This is a genomic window from Cytobacillus luteolus (assembly GCF_017873715.1).
In the GTDB taxonomy this organism is placed as follows: Bacteria; Bacillota; Bacilli; order Bacillales; family Bacillaceae_L; genus Bacillus_BV; species Bacillus_BV luteola.
In genome coordinates, this window is sequence record NZ_JAGGKM010000010.1 from 1 (window position 1) to 17,731 (window position 17,731).

Genomic DNA, 17,731 nt, shown 5'->3' on the forward strand with positions numbered 1-17,731 from the left:
GGATCAAACTCTCCAATAGAGTTGATTAGCTCATGCTAAAACAATTTTTAAAACAAACATTGACGCTTGTGTTGTGTTCAGTTTTCAAAGAACTTGTTTGCTTGTCCGTTAGCCAAGCAGCTTTATTATATTATCACTTTGATAATTTAATGTCAACAACTAATTTAAGTTGTTTTTAACTTAATCGCCGTCATCAGCGACGTTTAATAATATACCATCTTAGAAAAAACTTTGCAACAACTATTTCAATAAAATATTCATAGAATTTTTCCCCTAAATAAAAAGGTGATTCTTCGTCCGAAGAATCACCTTATACTTTTATTATCTGTTACGCATTTGCGGGAACAATAAAACATCTCTAATAGATGGAGAGTTCGTCAGTAACATTACTAGACGATCAATTCCTATACCTAATCCACCTGTTGGTGGCATTCCATACTCTAGTGCTTCGATGAAATCTTCATCCATTTCATGAGCTTCATCATTTCCTTGTTCACGTTCTTTAAGTTGTTCTTCAAATCTACCCTTTTGGTCTATTGGGTCATTTAATTCCGTAAAAGCATTTGCGTGCTCACGCCCTACAATGAATAATTCAAAACGATCCGTAAAACGTGGATCTTCTGGATTTTTCTTTGCTAGTGGTGATATTTCTACAGGATGTCCATAGATAAATGTAGGTTGAATTAGTTTATCTTCGATTTTTTGCTCGAAAAATTCATTCACAATATGACCGTATAACATATTATCTTTGATATCTACTCCATGCTCTTTTGCAAGTGCACGAGCTTCTTCTACACTCGTTTCTTTCCAGAAGTCAACACCAACATATTCTTTAATCGCATCGACCATATGAAGTCTTTTCCACTCAGGTTTTAAATCAATCTGAGCATCTCCATATTGAACAGTTGTTGTACCTAATACTTCTTGAGCGATATGCGCAACTAAGTTTTCAGTTAAATTCATAATATCCTTATAATCAGCGTACGCTTCATATAGCTCAATCATTGTAAATTCCGGGTTGTGACGAGTTGATACACCTTCATTTCTAAACACTCGTCCAATTTCATAAACCTTTTCTAGTCCACCAACAATTAATCTCTTTAAATGTAATTCGATTGCAATTCGCATATATAGAGGAATATCAAGAGCATTATGGTGAGTCAGGAATGGACGAGCAGAAGCTCCTCCTGCGATAGCGTGCATCATTGGTGTTTCTACTTCTAAGTAACCATGATCATCTAAATAACGTCGCATCGCTCTAATAATTTGGCTTCTAGCTATAAATGTTTCTTTGCTTTCCGGGTTCATAATTAAATCTAAATAACGTTGGCGGTAACGTTGCTCAACGTCCTTAAGACCGTGGAATTTTTCAGGTAAAGGTCTAAGAGCCTTAGTTAAAATTTCAAATGACTTAACTTTAATTGAAAGCTCGCCTACCTGTGTTTTGAAGATCGTACCAGTGATCCCTACGATATCCCCTAAGTCTGCTGTATCGAATACCTCATACTGCTCATCACCGACAGCATCCTTACGAACATAGAGCTGAATTTGTCCAGATAAATCTTGAATATGTGCAAATCCCGCTTTTCCTTTTCCTCGTTTAGTCATAATTCGCCCGGCAATTGTGACTGAAATTTCTTTTTCATCCAACTCTTCTTTCGAGAACTGATCATATAATTCTACCAGTTCTTTTGCCAGGTTTGTACGTTCAAATCTTTTACCAAAGGGATCTAGACCTGCTTCTGTAAGCTTATGTAGTTTCTCTCTTCTCACTCGCAATTGGTCATTTAATTCTTCATGACTCATAAAATCAACTCCAAAAATTTATTTTGTTATAAGATTGAATGCTAGTTTATGTAAGTAGAAAAACTGCCAGTTTACGGACTGGCAGTGGGTATTACGTTAGGGGTATTATAGGCGAGCCTCAAGGGGATGTCAAACAACTTGAGCATTGCCTTGCATTTTGGCTTCAACCTCTTCAACAAATCCATTTAGTAGTCCCACAAGTTGATTACGAGTATCACATTCGTTGATTTGGTTACGCACCGTTGCATTACCACGAATTCCTTTTAAATACCAGGCAGCATGCTTACGCATTTCTCTTACTGCAACATTTTCATTTTTTAAATCGATTAAGCGGTCAAGGTGTAACACACACACATCGATTTTTTCTCGAACGGACGGTTCTTCAATTAACTCACCTGATTCAAGATATTTAACGGTTTGATAGATCACCCATGGGTTTCCAAGTGCTGCTCTACCAATCATTACACCATCAACACCAGTCTCATCAAGCATACGTTTAGCATCCTGAGGTGTCTGAACATCCCCATTACCAATGACAGGTATTGAAACAGATTGCTTTACTTGTTTAATGATATCCCAATTGGCATGACCTTCATACATTTGAACACGAGTTCTTCCATGAAGAGCAACCGCTTGACCACCAGCACGTTCAACCGCTTGAGCATTTTGAATCGCATAAATATGCTCTTCATCCCAGCCCATACGCATTTTAACTGTAACTGGTTTATCTACTGCATCAACAACAGCTGATACCATCTCATATATTTTATTTGGATCTAGCAACCACTTTGCCCCAGCATCACACTTTGTAATTTTAGGAACTGGACATCCCATGTTGATGTCAATAATATCTGCTGTTGTATTTTTATCAACATATTTAGCCGCTTCAACTAGCGTGTCCTTCTCACCACCAAAGATTTGTAAGCTGAGTGGCTTTTCACGCTCATCTATATAAAGCATATCCATAGTCTTTGCATTATTAAATAGTATCGCTTTGTCACTTACCATTTCTGCACAAACTAGCCCTGCACCAAATTCCTTTACAGTCAAACGAAAGGCCGAGTTACATACGCCCGCCATCGGTGCAAGCACTACCTGGTTTTTCATTTGAATATCACCGATTTTCAACATGGTATAACCTCCTTTTTTTCTTAATCACTAACGTCTTTCGGTTTTAGTTCTTCTAACGATATATTTAAAGCTTGTGCTATATCTTCTAATAAATCATCCTTAGGAACACGATTACCACGTTCTATTTCTCCTAGAACAGAGACTGAGACTCCTAGATCCTTCGCAAACCCTTCTTGAGTGAAACCTTTTAGTTTTCGAAAAGCTCGTATACGTCTTCCCCATTTTTCTGCTTCCATACACGTACACCTTCTCTATCTCTTAATTCATCTATATTCAAAGCTGCGAGCTCATGAGTTGGTATGACTACATTTTGCTCTACTTCAAGTAACGGTATCATCACAAATGCTCTTTCTGTCATCCGTGGGTGTGGAATAATTAACTCTTCCGTTTCAATATTTTCGTGATTATACAGCAAAATGTCAAGGTCCAATGTTCTTGGGCCCCATTTAATTTCCCTTTTCCTGCCATTCTCTGTTTCAATAACTTGATTAGCACGCAATAATTCAATCATAGAAAGCTCTGTTATTACTTTAATTACCATATTCAAAAAAGGAGCTTGATCTTCATAGCCTACAGGGTCAGTTTCATAAATTGAAGACCCTTTTTCTACATGAATATGCTTATGATTGTTTAGTGAATGGACTGCTTGACGTAAATGTTCTAGACGATTTTCTATGTTTGAACCAATGGCTATATAAGCTATATTACTCATTTAACGACTCCTTGTTATTTCAACAGCTACTGATTGATAATGTCCTGGGATAGGCGGATCCGGCTTTATCATTTTTACTGTGACGGTATTGATTAACGGAAATTCTTTTAATATCTTGGAGGTTAATTGCTCTGCCACAGATTCCAATAGTTTATAAGGTTGTCCTTCCACAATGTCCTTGCAAAAATTATATAATTCCCCGTAATTAACTGTATACTCTAGCTGATCTGTCATTCCTGCTGTTTTCAAATCAAGTTCTACAACTAAATCAACGATAAACCGTTGACCTAACTTATTTTCCTCTGGAAACACTCCATGGTAACCATAAAACTCCATTCGATTCACAAATATCTTGTCGATTTGATTCGCCCCCTATTTACCTACTAAAACATCCATTACTTTAGCAAGACGTGCGTTAAGTAAAATATCATGTACTCTCACTATTTGACATCCTTTTTGAATTCCCAAACAAGTCGTTGCACCTGTACCTTCCCCACGGTGTTCTGGTGGCAAATCAAGTATTTGTCCAATAAATGATTTTCGTGATGTACCTAACAGAACCGGAAATCCTAATTCGGTAATTTTTTCTAAGTTTTGAAGAGCCTCAATATTTTGTTCAAAGTTTTTTGCAAACCCAATTCCCGGGTCTAAAATAATTTTCTCGTCACGAACACCCGCTGCTCGCACGATCGAAATGCTTTCTTGCAAATCTGAAATCATATCGGGCACAAGATCTTGGTAATCTCGATTATCTCTGTTATGCATAAGAATAATCGGAACCTTATACGTAGCTGCTACTTCCGCCATCTTTTTATCGGCTTTCGCTCCCCAAACATCATTAATGATATGTGCTCCAGCCTCAATTGCTTGCTTTGCAACCTCAGCTTTATACGTATCAATTGAGATAGGGACACTAATCTCTTTAGAAAGGGCCTTTATAATGGGGATAACACGAGCTAATTCCTCTTCCTGAGATACTTTAGCAGATCCAGGTCTAGTTGATTCTCCACCTACATCAATGATGTCCGCTCCTTGCTCAATCATTTCTTTGGCATGGATAATCGCACTCTCTACCTGAGTATATTTACCTCCGTCAGAGAATGAATCTGGGGTAATATTTAAAATTCCCATTATTAACGTTTTCTTTGACAAATCTAATGTGTAAGGTCCACAGGATATACTAGTATTCTTCATATCCACTTACTTCCTCTCGTAATCCAGTACGACTCCAGAGTCTTCTTCTCTGCTCAGCATATAATTTTTGCAACTTTAATGTTACTAACCCTTTATTTCCCGGTAAGGAGATATTGTTTATCTTTGAGAGTGGGACAATTTCTTGTACTGAATTTGTTATAAATGCCTCATCACACGCTTCAATTTCTTCAGGTTGATAGTAACCTATTTCACTGCAAATACCATGACAGCTTGCTAGCTCCAAAATAAAACGCCTAGTAACCCCGTCTAAGATACCGGTTTCTACCGAAGGCGTAAATAGCTTATCATCTTTTATCCAAAATAAGTTTGAGGTTACTCCTTCTGCTAGATAACCTTCTTTATTTAAAAAGACTCCCTCTACAGTAGGATTTCCCCCTATTTCTCGTTTCCCAATAACATTATTAAGAAAATGGTGAGATTTTAATCGAGTAGCACCTTCAGGAGAATTTCTTCTATGCTCTAAGATTATAGCTTCTTTTTCTAAGCCTTCAACTAACTTTGGTAGGGGTTTCACAAAGACAATCACTGTTGGATTATTGTAACCTTCAACCTGTAATCCAACTTCACCTATCCCCGCTGATACATTAAAGCGTATATAAGCGTCCTTTAAATCATTCTTTTCAAGTAAAAGATCTACAATGGACTTAACATCTTCTCTGTTTGCAGTATAGTTTATTTGAAGTTCCTTAAGTGCCCCGTTCAAGCGGGCAAGATGGTCATCAAGTAAAAATGGGTGACCATCATATGTCCTTAAGGTTTCAAACACCCCAAGACCATATAGAAAACCATGGTCAAAAGGGGATATTTTCGCTTCGTCTTGCTTTACGTATTCTCCATTTAGATAGATGTACATACTTCATCTTCTTTTTTATATTTTTCTATAAAATTCGTTAACATTTGCTTTCCGAAAGATGTCATGATTGATTCAGGGTGAAATTGAACACCTTCAATAGGCAGTGTTTTATGACGCAATGCCATAATCTCATCTTCTGTGGTCCATGCAGATATCTCAAGGCATTCAGGGAACGTTTCTTTCTTAACGATTAAAGAATGATAACGAGTAGCTGTAAATGGGTTATCTAGACCTTCAAATATCGTCTTCCCATCATGATGAATCTCTGAAGTTTTACCGTGCATAAGGCGCTCCGCACGAACAACATCTCCTCCAAAAACTTGAGCAATAGATTGATGTCCTAGACATACACCAAATATCGGAATCTTCCCTGCGAAATGTTCAATTACTTTTAAACTAATTCCGGCTTCATTAGGACTACAAGGGCCTGGAGAAATCATCAAATAATCAGGGTTTAATTGCTCTATTTCCTCAAGGGTAATTTCATCATTTCGTTTTACTAATAACTCCTGACCTAATTCCCCTAGATACTGTACTAAATTAAAGGTAAAAGAATCGTAATTATCAATCATTAGTATCATAATGCTCACCTCATACTCTTATTTTCAACTATCTCTTCTTCACTCAGCTCTTTTGCTTTCCATAAGGCTATGGCCTTTTTTAATGATTCCTTGTACTCTTGGCGTGGATTTGAGTCTATCACAACACCCGCTCCTGCCTGCACATGTGCAATACCGTTTTTAGCAATTAGGGTTCGGATCGTGATATTTAGTTCCAGGTCACCCGAAAAGCCAATCCACCCTATTGACCCTGTATATAGCCCTCTTCGAACAGGCTCTAACTCTTCAATGATTTCCATTGTTCTTACCTTCGGAGCACCCGTAATGGTCCCTCCAGGAAAGGTTGCCTTAATTAAATCAAAGCCAGTTTTATCATTAGCCAGTTTACCCCTTACATTTGAAACAATATGCATAACATGGGAATACTTCTCGATCGTCATAAATTCATTTACCTCGACACTTCCGTATTCACTCACTCGCCCAAGGTCGTTTCTTTCAAGGTCTACTAGCATAACATGCTCTGCACGTTCCTTCTCATTTTCAATAAGTTCATTAGCTAATTGTAAATCCTCTTGATCATCTCTACCTCTTGACCTTGTCCCAGCTATCGGTCTAGTACTAATTTCATCACCCTTCTTCTTCACCAGTAGTTCAGGGGAAGCACTAACCACCTGAAATTCTGGCAGTTGCATGTAGGACATATAAGGTGAAGGGTTAACACTACGTAACGTCTCATATATATTAAGCGGATGTGTTTGCAATGGTCTTGATTGTCTAACCGATAAATTAACCTGGAAGACGTCACCCATCGCAATATATTCTCTTATTCTTTCAACTGCTGTAACAAACTCTTCCTCTGTAAATGAATAAGGTCGTTCAATTTGTTGGTTCGACTTAGTTAATAACGGGAAAGTATCATCGTTTAATTCATTTGTCCATAATTGCTCGTAAAACCCTATACGGTCTTTTGCATCTTCCTCTTCACCAGGTAGGTAATGAGTGATTATCCAAAAAGCATTGTCTTGATGATCTATAACAAAGACATCATCAAATATTAAAAAATATAAGTCAGGTGTTTCTAAATCATCTTCTGCTAATGTATCAAGCTTTTCGATATACCTAGCACAATCATAACTAAAATAACCGATTGCACCACCTTGGAAGTCTGGGTAGTCTGGATTGTGTTCAGTTTTAAACTGCCCAAGCCATTCTTCCATTAACTCTAACGGATTCCCTGTAAGGACTTCTTTCTTTTGATCATAAGTGACTTCTAGCTTATAATTTTTCCCTTTTAAGATAGCGTAAGGACGTAACCCTATAATACTATACCTTCCCCCACGACCACTTTCTAATAAGACATGATGAGATTCATGCTTGGAAATTGCTTTATATTGTTTAAACCAATTTATATTATTTAATTGTATCTTCCTAGCTAATGGAGCTCTTGCAAGCTTCATTATTTCATCCTCCTCGGAAAACATTCATGTGGTTATACGAATAACCCTATTGTACATGATTATCTTCGAGTGTTCATCATTTCATACTTAAAAAAGAATAGAGAACAAAAAAAAAACAGTCAAGCGACTGTTTATTATTCTTGGTCAAACTGATATAAAGGGGTGCTTAGGTAACGTTCACCATTACTCGGAATAATTGCGAGTACTTTTTTACCTTTACCTAGCTGTTCTGCAACTTTTAGCGCTGCATAAATAGCTGCTCCTGAAGAAATACCACCTAAGATTCCCTCTTCACGTGCTGCACGGCGCGCATATTCAAATGCCTCGTCGTTTTTAACCGTAATAACCTCGTCATAAATCTTTGTATCTAGTATATCTGGAACAAACCCTGCCCCAATTCCTTGTATTTTGTGAGGACCAGGTTTCCCACCAGATAATACAGGCGAGTCAGTAGGCTCTACAGCAACAATTTTAATAGAAGGAAACTTTTCTTTTAAAACTTCACCAGCACCCGTTATTGTTCCACCCGTTCCGATCCCAGAGACGAAAGCATCTAGCCCATCCGGCATTTGTTCAACGATTTCTTTGCCTGTTGTTAATCGGTGAATTTCCGGATTTGCTTCATTCTTAAATTGTTGAGGCATGAAATATCCATGTTCTTTTGCAAGTTCATCTGCTTTTCGTATTGCTCCACCCATTCCCTCTGCGCCAGGTGTTAGAACTAGTTCCGCACCATAAGCACGTAAAAGGTTGCGGCGTTCCATACTCATCGTATCAGGCATAACTAGAATGGCCTTGATGCCTTTTGCTGCTGCAACCATTGCTAGACCAATTCCTGTATTCCCACTAGTCGGCTCAATAATTGTATCCCCTTGCTTTAATTTACCTTCTCTTTCTGCAGCATCGATCATTGCTAAAGCAATTCGATCTTTTACACTACTTCCAGGATTCATAAATTCTAATTTCAGATAAACATCAGCACTATTTTCACCGACAAGGCGATTTAATTTTACGATTGGTGTTTGCCCTACTAACTCATGAATTGAATTTGCTACACGTGTCATCCTGCCCCACCCCTAATTCCAAGTATTTTTATTGGTTATATCGAATTTAACAGATTTTATTCAGATTTGTCAATAAATTTACATTTAACAAACCTTATTGTTTTTCATCATAAAACCAAGAAACACTTATCTCTTCCCAGAAAGGTTGAACAGTGATAGAGCCCTTCATTTGATCAATAGCCATTTGCCTTCTAATTTGGCTTTTAACTTCATCAAAGGAGTAACTTATCCCATCAATCGTTTCATGTAAGAGTAGGATTGCATACCCTCCCTCTACCTTTAAAGGGTTACTCCACTCATTTTCATCTAATTCTTCCAAAGCATTGAAGTACTCTTCTGGAATATATTCTGTATCTTCCGAAATATAACCTAGTAAGCCACCTTGATTTGCTGAAAATTCGTCCTGAGACTTTTCCATTGCAAGTGCTGTGAAACTTGATCCATTTTTTAATTCTTCTCGTACCTTTTCTGCTTCCTCTTCTGTTGCAACTACGATATGTGAAAGCTGAAACGTTTTAGGAATTTCATATAACTCCTTGTTTTCCTCGTAATAAGTTATCATTTCCTCTTCAGGAATGACAACATCCTTCGTTAACAATTCTTCTAAAAGCATGCTCGTTTCTATTTGTTTACGCCAATTTTCTTCATCATTAATTGTTTCATGATCAAACGTGTTATACATTGTCTTAATCATAGTAACTTCCTGTTCAATACTTTCTGAGGAGATTGATATATTATATTTTTCAGCCATTTGTTTTACCACTTCTTTATCAATCATATCCTCAAGCGTTTGTTTACCGTATCTAGTTTCTAATTCACTCAACCATTGTTGCCTTGATATTTGGATATCTCCGATTTTTGCAACATTTTCCCCAGAAGATGCATTTTCATTACTTATACTTACAACTTCTTTTACTTTTCCTTCTTGAGTAGAAACAAAATAGGCGATAGTAAAACAGTTCATGATAACAAGCCCAATAATAATTGACCATAAGTATTTAGAATTCAAGTTTCTCCCCCCTAAACTCGTCTATTTTGATTCTTCTATTAGTTCTTCTAATTGCTCTTTCGAGAAATGGTATTTTTCATTACAGAAATGACATTGTGCCTCTGCTTGTCCCTCTTCATCTATCATCGCTTGTATTTCTTCTGTACCAAGACTAATGATTGCATTTGTAATTCTATCCTTTGAGCAAGGACAAGAAAATGTAACCGGCATTTTATCAATAATCTGCACATTATCTTCACCAAGAATTTCTTCTAATAGTTGTTCAGGTGTTAGCCCTCTTTCAATAAGTTTTGAAATGGGTTCCATCTTACTAAGTCGTTCTTCAATTCTAGAAATTGTTTCATCATCTGTACCAGGTAGTAATTGAATCATAAAACCGCCTGCTGCTAAGATAGAGTTATCTGGATTCACCAATACTCCCACTCCAACAGAAGAAGGAACCTGTTCTGATGTAACTAAGTAATAAGTAAAATCTTCACCCAATTCTCCTGAAACAATAGGAACCTGTCCTGAGAAATGATCTCTCATTCCGATATCTTTTACAATGGATAACGTTCCTTCCGTTCCAACTGCTCTTGCAACATCTAACTTACCATGTGCATTCAAGTCAAAATGAGTTTGGGGATTAGTGACATATCCTCTCACTTCTCCTTTAGGATTACTATCGACAAGAATGACACCAATTGGTCCGCCACCCTCAATCTTAATCGTTATTTTTTCTTCCCCTTTTAATGCTGACCCAAGCATAACTCCCGCTGTCATTGCTCGACCAAGAGCTGCAGATGCAGTAGGCCATGTATAATGTCTACGTTGTGCTTCTCCTACTGTTTCTGTTGTTCTTAGAGCATAAGCTCTAACCTGTTTATTGTAAGATAATGCTTTTACTAAATAATCTCCCATTTGGTTGATATACCCCTTTCATTCATGTTGTTGGTCTAATGAAGAAATGTACTAGTTCAAAATCTATTTAGCCTTTTTCACTTCATTGTTTCTTTCAAAGATAAGCTGCAGACCCTTTAAGGTTAAAAATGGTTCAATATGATCTATTGCATTTGATTCCTTTGCTATAAGAGAAGCCATTCCTCCCGTAGCTATAACTTTCGGCAAAACATTCGATTGTTCCTTCATTCTATTCACAATTCCTTCAACTTGACCTACATACCCGTATAGTATCCCCGCTTGCATCGCACTAACCGTATTTTTCCCGATTATTTCATCTGGTTTTACGATTTCAATACGAGGTAGTTTCGCAGCCTTTGAATATAAAGCCTCTGTTGAAATTGCAATTCCTGGTGCGATTGCACCACCAATATATTGGTTATGTTCATTTATGTAACAATAGGTAGTAGCAGTTCCGAAATCAACTATGATTAGTGGCCCCCCAAATAAATGGATTCCCGCTACCGCATTTACTATACGGTCTGCTCCTACTTCACGTGGATTATCATATTTAATGTTTAATCCTGTCTTAATTCCAGGACCAACAATCAGTGGCTTTAAACCAAAATATTTGTTACACATCTTTTCAAGTGAAAACATAATTGGAGGTACAACCGAGGAAATAATGATTCCTTTTATATCGCTAAATTCAATATCAACGTGGTCTAACAGTGATCTTACTATCATTCCATATTCATCTTCAGTGCGATTTCTATTTGTTTCAATTCGCCAATGATAGGTCAACTCGTTCTTTTCGTATATTCCTAAAGCAATACTTGAGTTTCCTACATCTAATGCAAATAACATGTTAACTCACCAGAGCCTTTCATTCTATAAAAAAGGTGCCAAATACAACAATGTGTATCCGACACCCAGTAGAATTAATTACTTTTCTTCTTCTGTATCATTTGCTTCATCTTTTTTAGAGTTGATATTTACCTTTACATCATCACTTGGTTTGGAAGTTTCTTCCGCTGCATATGGACGATCAGGTAATTTACCTTCCTCATATAGACTTTTAATTTGTTCAGCATCAAGTGTTTCAATTTCTAACAATGTTTTAGCAACAAGCTCTAGCTTATCACGATTCTCTGTTAGAATAACCTTCGCTTTTTCGTAACATTCCTTAATTAAACTTTGAATTTCTAAGTCAATTTGATGAGCTATAGCATCACTATAATTCTGCTCATTATGGATATCACGACCAAGGAACACTTGACCACCTTGTGGTTGACCAAATTGAAGTGGTCCAAGCTTTTCACTCATACCGTATTCTGTAACCATCTTACGGGCTATACCTGTTGCACGCTGGAAGTCATTATGTGCGCCTGTACTTGCTTCTCCAAATACTACTTCTTCAGCTACACGTCCACCAAGTAATCCCGTAATTTTATCAAGTAATTCTGGTTTTGTCATAAAATAACGATCTTCTCTTGGAAGCATAACAGCATAACCACCAGCTTGACCACGAGGTACGATAGTTACTTTATGAACCATATCTGCTTCATCTAATACACAACCAATAATGGTGTGACCAGCTTCATGATATGCAACAATATTTCTTTCCTTTTTAGAAATGACACGACTCTTCTTCGCAGGTCCTGCAATAACACGATCTGTTGCTTCGTCGATATCAGACATATCCACTTTCTTTTTGTTACGTCTTGCTGCGATTAGAGCAGCTTCGTTTAATAGGTTCTCTAAATCTGCTCCAGAGAAGCCTGGTGTACGAGCAGCAATCGCTTTAAGATTAACAGATTCATCTAAAGGCTTACCTTGAGCATGTACTCCTAGAACAGCCTCTCTTCCTTTTAAGTCTGGACGATCAACTGTAATTTGTCTGTCAAAACGACCTGGACGTAAAAGGGCTGGGTCAAGAATATCCGGACGGTTTGTCGCTGCAATAATAATAATTCCTTCATTTGCACCGAATCCATCCATTTCAACGAGTAGTTGGTTTAGGGTTTGCTCACGTTCATCATGTCCTCCACCTAGACCAGCACCACGTTGTCGACCTACAGCATCGATTTCATCAATAAAGATTATACACGGGGCATTCTTTTTAGCATTTTCAAATAGGTCACGTACACGTGAAGCCCCTACTCCAACAAACATCTCTACAAAGTCCGAACCACTGATTGAGAAGAACGGAACTCCTGCTTCACCAGCAACTGCACGTGCTAATAAAGTTTTACCAGTACCTGGAGGTCCTACAAGAAGGACACCCTTAGGAATTCTTGCACCAAGCTCGGAGAATTTGCGAGGATCCTTTAAGAATTCAACAACCTCAACAAGCTCTTGTTTCTCCTCATCGGCACCTGCTACATCTTTAAATTTAACCTTTTTCTTTTCTTCACTATAAAGCTTTGCTTTACTCTTACCAAAGTTCATTACCCTGCTACCGCCACCTTGAGCTTGGTTAAGCAGGAAGAAGAATAAGATAAAGATAATAACAAAAGGAATTATGGAAGTGAAGAAGGTTACCCAACCACTTGTTTCTTCCGCTTGAAGTATCTTAATATCCGTATTTGCTGCAACAGCAGCATCAATACGTTCCATCACTCTTGGCATATTTGGAACATATGTAAGGAAGAACTGTTCAGCTTCATAGTTAGTCAATTGTCCACTTATCTCATACACCCCTCGTACAGGTTGCATAGATAGTGATTTGACATCACCATTTTCAAGATGAGTGATGAATTCATTGTAGTTCATTTCCTCTGTTTGCTGATTCGTTCCATTAAAAAAGCTAACTACACCGATAATTACCAAAAATATAAGTAAATAAAAGATCGTATTTCGAAAAATCCGATTCATCCCTTACCTCCTCCCACGATGAACAAACTATAGTCAATAGTATCATAGCGAATAGATTCATTACAACAAATAGCCCTTAACAAGTGCTATATATTTCCTTTACTGACAACTATTACCCCAGATGGAACCTGGAATATAATCATACTTCTTCAGTTGTATAGATATGTGGCTTTAATACACCGATATATGGTAAATTTCGATACTTTTCGATATAGTCTAGACCATATCCTACTACAAAAGCATCTGGTACTTGGAAGCCAACATAATCAGCCTCTATATCCGCTTTTCTTCCAGAAGGTTTATCTAATAAGGTAACAATTTTGATTGATTTTGCCTTTCTGTGTCTGAAAAGCTCTACCAAGTTACTCAATGTTAACCCACTATCGATAATATCTTCGATAATTAAGATATCTCGCCCCTCCACTGAAGTGTCTAAATCCTTTAGGATTTTAACTTGTCCAGATGAAACAGTTAAGTGGCCATAGCTGGAAACATCCATGAAATCGATTTCCAAATATGTATCAATTCGTTTTAATAAGTCCGCCATAAATGGCATAGCACCTTTTAAAACACCAATTGCTAACGGAAAACGATCTCTATAATCTTCCGTTAAAGTCATACCTAACTCTTTTACTTTTTCTTGTATTTCTTCCTCGGTAATCAGAACTTTCTCAATATCTTGCTTCATTCTACTTTGCCCCCTAGACGTTGGTTGCCCTTATGTTGTAGTAATATGTACCTTCCTTTTGATCGATCAGTGGCTTCATAGGTTGATTTTTTTAAGCCTGGTAACCAGATAATATCTCCAGTACCATTTTCTATAATCGGCCAAATGTCCCTATCCTTCATGGGAATTTTACGGTCAATAAAAATATCTTTTACCTTTTTCCTTCCCTTCATGCCTTTTAATGTCATTTTGTCACCAATCTCCCTATTTCTTACCTTTAAGGGAAATGACAGAGTGTCAGGGTCAATAATAAAATAGTTGTTACCTGTTTTATCACTAGGATAGTGTTCCCAAACCTCTGTAATTATTACCCCTCCACCTGGAAGGATACTTTGGCCTGGTCCATCTATCGTAAAACAAAAGGAGCTATTTTTCATTTCATGAAAGGTAAATAAACAATCGTCATATGAACGTTCTACTCGTAAATGATTCGGAAAGTGTAATGTTCCAGATGAACGATTGCCAGAAAGAAGGGTTAATAAACTTTCAATATGTATGTTAGAAAGAGTCGAAGGTATCTCTCCATAAAGATAGTTTAATATTAGTTGAATACCACGCCTTTGTAAAGGATTAGGCATGTTCATGAAACTACTGATCTTAAGGTTTATTTCGTCTACTCCAATCCTTCTAATTACTGTATTCATTTTGTCCACGGTTAATTCCTGAAGATATTTTTCATCCTCTAGTAAGGCTTCACTAAATTGCTGAAATCTCTCATGTACATTTCTGTTTTCTTCTTTTAAAAAGGGAAGAATCGTATGTCTATAGCGATTTCGTGTATATGTAGCCTTTTCATTACTAGGATCGATTCTTGGCTGTAAGTTATTTTTAAAGCAGTACTCCTCTATCATTTCTTTAGTAACTGCCAAAAAGGGACGAATGATATATCCATTAGAAAAGGCTCTCTTTGCTTTGATACCAGCCTGCCCTTCCCATGTACTTCCTCTTACAAGTCGCATAAGAATCGTTTCAATTTGATCATCACCATGATGGCCAAGTGCTATATATTGAGCCTGATGCTTTTCCATCATTTGTTTAAAGTAAGTAAATCGACATTCTCTTGCTGCAACTTGAGCACTAACACCATGGCTATTCTGATGGGATGAAACATCAATTTGAACACCCTCAAATGGTATATCATGGGCTTCACAAATTTTTTTCACAAAGTTCATATCTTCTTCTGACTGTTTCCCTCTGAACATATGGTCAACATGAGCGGCAATTATATGTACGTTCCAGATTGTCCGATGGTTCCAAAGAAAGTGTAAAAGAGCCAAAGAATCCGGCCCACCTGAAACACCAACTATGATTTTGGTATTTTTTTCTAGTAGTTGGTGTTTATTAATAAAGTCGTTGACTTGTTGTAACATTACCTTTTCATCCCTCTATAAAGTAGTCGTAATGTGTTTATCGTATCATTACTATTTCTACTTAACAAAGTAATCCTGCTCTTTTGTCAAAGATTATAGTTTTTCACTTTAAATATTGACCGTTCCTTTTCGCTGCAGACACTTGCTTTCCGCGGGGAGGAAGTCGAGCCTCCTCGGCGCTAACGCCTGTGGGGTCTCGACCTTTCCTCAACTTCTGAGCAGGAGTCAAGTGTCTTTCGCTCCAATCCACGCTTAACTTATCTATAGGATTTGACCATAAATATAGAGGACATAAGCCAACGAGACAAATAATATAATTAGAACCGTCTCCACAAAACCACCTTTGGTTTTCTGAGGAACAGGCTTCTTACTAATTACTGTTCCATTTCTACTAACTGGCTTACTTTGTTTTTTGACTTGGTGCCGATTGCTTCTTGTCGGAGGCTGATCTGGTTGAACAATTTTTTGACTTAGGTGAAGAATCATATCATTTCTCATCTCAGCAGCGCTTTGATATCGTCCATGAAGTGCATTATTTAATACTTTTTCATATTTACGTAGCATGGCATTTGTTCGAATGACATTCTTTAATTGTTCTTTTGCATCTGTTGTTTTGGAAAAACGTTTTGGAAAGGCGGCGTTTATCATGATCATGGCAACTGCAAATAAATCATAGGTTGGTTCAGCCTTTCGTGTACCCATTCCCCAATAACCTCGATCAAAGAACTCTGTAAACTCTTTTATCGCTCTACCATTAATCGTCGTACCGCCTACATCAATGCATCTTATTTTGGGTGTAGGGCCAGTAACGATTAGATTATCAGGCTTTAAATCTCCAAAGACCCAACCTTCCTGATGAAGTCTGTCCAAGTCTGCTAACAATTGTAAACATAAAACGCCTGTCCATTCATTCCCCTTTTTCTGAATGAAATCTAAGAAACTCTCACCTTTTATATACTCCATTACATAAAATGAGATTGCTTTTGGAAAGCCTGGACGCACCCAGTCATCTACATCTAATAAAGAAGGTCCGAGGGCAGACCCCTGGACCTTTGAAAAATGCTTTAACACATTTACTTCAGAAGTAATTGACGTACTACTCTCACTGATTTTCAAAGCTACATTGCCCTTAGAACCCTCGGCCAAATATACAAAACCAGTAGCGCCATAACCAAGAGGCTGAATGATTTTATAAGAATGTTTATGCCACTTCCCTGTTATATAGGTTCCTGGCTGAACTTTACATACCTGACTCTTCGAAGTATTGTTCATCACGAGTAATCAAGCTCCTTAACGAACGCTTTTTCTTAAAGTAAGTAAGAGCCTCTCTAATAGCCGGACCTGTTGGAGTAATCCCTCCTGTTGTCAGTTTTGGGAAAATACTCGTCAACGATTCGAGCTTAGGCGTCCAATCTAGCACTTTTTCGACATCATTCCTTTTCCCAGGAAATACGAAAACGCCAAAACGATTTTCACCCATTCTTGCATTTAAACTTAAAGATAGGTCAAGTAATGCTTCTTTTACTGTTGGAAGCTTATGTTTCATGCTGGCACTCGTGTCGACAAGAACAAGAACTTCTAATTCGACAGTCTCACCAAGCTCATCCACTACTTCCATAACCTCTCCTCTTTTTTCAGGAGGCAGGTCCTCCATAGAGCTTTGAGAGCCTAAAATTTGTTGAAGTTCTTTATTAATAACTCCTTGTAGAGTTTGTGTCATCGCTTGTCTTGTCACCATTTGAACAGTATGTGAAAGTTGCTGGGCATAGACAACCTGGTGAACACCACCACTTGCTGCTGCAATACTTTCTATTTCCTGCATACCTTGTTCATCTATTGTATCTTGATCCATAACTCCAATTACATTAACAGTAATACCTTGTTCTTTCGCTAATGCAGACATTGCCACTGGGTCTTCACCCTGATTTGAGCAACCATCTGTAATTAATAGAATTTGTTTTAAAGTCCCTTTCCTCATGTTTCATCCCCTCCTACTAGATTTAGTATCAGCATTGACGGAACGAAACTTTTTTAAACCCAACATCAGCCTTATTTTATGTTTATTTATAAT

At 37.5% G+C, this 17,731-nt stretch carries 18 protein-coding genes; all 18 read right to left on the reverse strand.

The features are described from left to right. Window positions 1–321 precede the first annotated feature (321 nt). A complete protein-coding gene (gene lysS, locus J2Z26_RS20460; RefSeq protein ID WP_193534191.1) occupies window positions 322–1,806 on the reverse strand; it encodes a lysine--tRNA ligase in 1,485 nt (494 codons plus the stop codon). 129 nt (window positions 1,807–1,935) lie between these two features. Further along, window positions 1,936–2,937, reverse strand: a complete 1,002-nt coding sequence (gene dusB, locus J2Z26_RS20465) for a tRNA dihydrouridine synthase DusB (RefSeq protein ID WP_193470948.1) — start codon at window positions 2,935–2,937, stop codon at window positions 1,936–1,938. 20 nt (window positions 2,938–2,957) lie between these two features. Next, window positions 2,958–3,173, reverse strand: a complete 216-nt coding sequence (locus tag J2Z26_RS20470) for a helix-turn-helix domain-containing protein (RefSeq protein ID WP_193534190.1) — start codon at window positions 3,171–3,173, stop codon at window positions 2,958–2,960. After that, complete coding sequence (folK, locus tag J2Z26_RS20475) at window positions 3,125–3,649, reverse strand: 2-amino-4-hydroxy-6-hydroxymethyldihydropteridine diphosphokinase (protein ID WP_193534189.1); 525 nt, start codon at window positions 3,647–3,649, stop codon at window positions 3,125–3,127. The genes J2Z26_RS20470 and folK overlap by 49 nt, the downstream gene beginning before the upstream one ends. Beyond that, the gene (gene folB / locus J2Z26_RS20480) at window positions 3,650–4,009 is read right to left on the reverse strand and encodes a dihydroneopterin aldolase (RefSeq protein ID WP_193534194.1); all 360 of its coding nucleotides are present in this window, start codon (window positions 4,007–4,009) and stop codon (window positions 3,650–3,652) included. Between the two features lie 12 nt (window positions 4,010–4,021). After that, window positions 4,022–4,843 carry a dihydropteroate synthase gene (folP, locus tag J2Z26_RS20485; RefSeq protein WP_193534188.1) on the reverse strand — a complete coding sequence of 274 codons (822 nt, stop codon included), beginning with the start codon at window positions 4,841–4,843 and terminating at the stop codon, window positions 4,022–4,024. After that, complete coding sequence (gene pabC, locus J2Z26_RS20490) at window positions 4,830–5,717, reverse strand: aminodeoxychorismate lyase (protein ID WP_193534187.1); 888 nt, start codon at window positions 5,715–5,717, stop codon at window positions 4,830–4,832. The genes folP and pabC overlap by 14 nt, the downstream gene beginning before the upstream one ends. Beyond that, the gene (gene pabA, locus J2Z26_RS20495; protein ID WP_193534186.1) at window positions 5,702–6,298 is read right to left on the reverse strand and encodes an aminodeoxychorismate/anthranilate synthase component II; all 597 of its coding nucleotides are present in this window, start codon (window positions 6,296–6,298) and stop codon (window positions 5,702–5,704) included. The genes pabC and pabA overlap by 16 nt, the downstream gene beginning before the upstream one ends. Before the next feature lie 5 nt (window positions 6,299–6,303). Continuing rightward, window positions 6,304–7,734 (reverse strand): anthranilate synthase component I family protein, encoded by a 1,431-nt coding sequence (locus tag J2Z26_RS20500; RefSeq protein ID WP_193534185.1) that lies wholly within the window; start codon window positions 7,732–7,734, stop codon window positions 6,304–6,306. Between the two features lie 134 nt (window positions 7,735–7,868). Further along, on the reverse strand, window positions 7,869–8,798 hold the full coding sequence (gene cysK / locus J2Z26_RS20505; RefSeq protein WP_193534184.1) for a cysteine synthase A: 930 nt from the start codon (window positions 8,796–8,798) through the stop codon (window positions 7,869–7,871). A 94-nt stretch (window positions 8,799–8,892) separates the two neighbouring features. Further along, entirely contained in the window at window positions 8,893–9,807 is a 915-nt protein-coding gene (locus J2Z26_RS20510; protein ID WP_193534183.1) for a peptidyl-prolyl cis-trans isomerase, read from the reverse strand. Between the two features lie 21 nt (window positions 9,808–9,828). Next, complete coding sequence (gene hslO, locus J2Z26_RS20515) at window positions 9,829–10,707, reverse strand: Hsp33 family molecular chaperone HslO (RefSeq protein ID WP_193534182.1); 879 nt, start codon at window positions 10,705–10,707, stop codon at window positions 9,829–9,831. A gap of 63 nt (window positions 10,708–10,770) precedes the next feature. After that, the gene (locus tag J2Z26_RS20520) at window positions 10,771–11,553 is read right to left on the reverse strand and encodes a type III pantothenate kinase (protein WP_193534181.1); all 783 of its coding nucleotides are present in this window, start codon (window positions 11,551–11,553) and stop codon (window positions 10,771–10,773) included. A 78-nt stretch (window positions 11,554–11,631) separates the two neighbouring features. Further along, window positions 11,632–13,563 carry an ATP-dependent zinc metalloprotease FtsH gene (gene ftsH, locus J2Z26_RS20525; RefSeq protein WP_193534180.1) on the reverse strand — a complete coding sequence of 644 codons (1,932 nt, stop codon included), beginning with the start codon at window positions 13,561–13,563 and terminating at the stop codon, window positions 11,632–11,634. A 139-nt stretch (window positions 13,564–13,702) separates the two neighbouring features. Continuing rightward, entirely contained in the window at window positions 13,703–14,251 is a 549-nt protein-coding gene (gene hpt / locus J2Z26_RS20530; protein ID WP_193534179.1) for a hypoxanthine phosphoribosyltransferase, read from the reverse strand. Beyond that, the gene (gene tilS, locus J2Z26_RS20535; RefSeq protein WP_193534178.1) at window positions 14,248–15,660 is read right to left on the reverse strand and encodes a tRNA lysidine(34) synthetase TilS; all 1,413 of its coding nucleotides are present in this window, start codon (window positions 15,658–15,660) and stop codon (window positions 14,248–14,250) included. The genes hpt and tilS overlap by 4 nt, the downstream gene beginning before the upstream one ends. A 261-nt stretch (window positions 15,661–15,921) precedes the next feature. Continuing rightward, complete coding sequence (locus J2Z26_RS20540; protein ID WP_193534177.1) at window positions 15,922–16,935, reverse strand: protein kinase domain-containing protein; 1,014 nt, start codon at window positions 16,933–16,935, stop codon at window positions 15,922–15,924. Continuing rightward, window positions 16,901–17,638 (reverse strand): VWA domain-containing protein, encoded by a 738-nt coding sequence (locus tag J2Z26_RS20545; RefSeq protein ID WP_193534176.1) that lies wholly within the window; start codon window positions 17,636–17,638, stop codon window positions 16,901–16,903. The genes J2Z26_RS20540 and J2Z26_RS20545 overlap by 35 nt, the downstream gene beginning before the upstream one ends. Window positions 17,639–17,731: the final 93 nt, after the last annotated feature.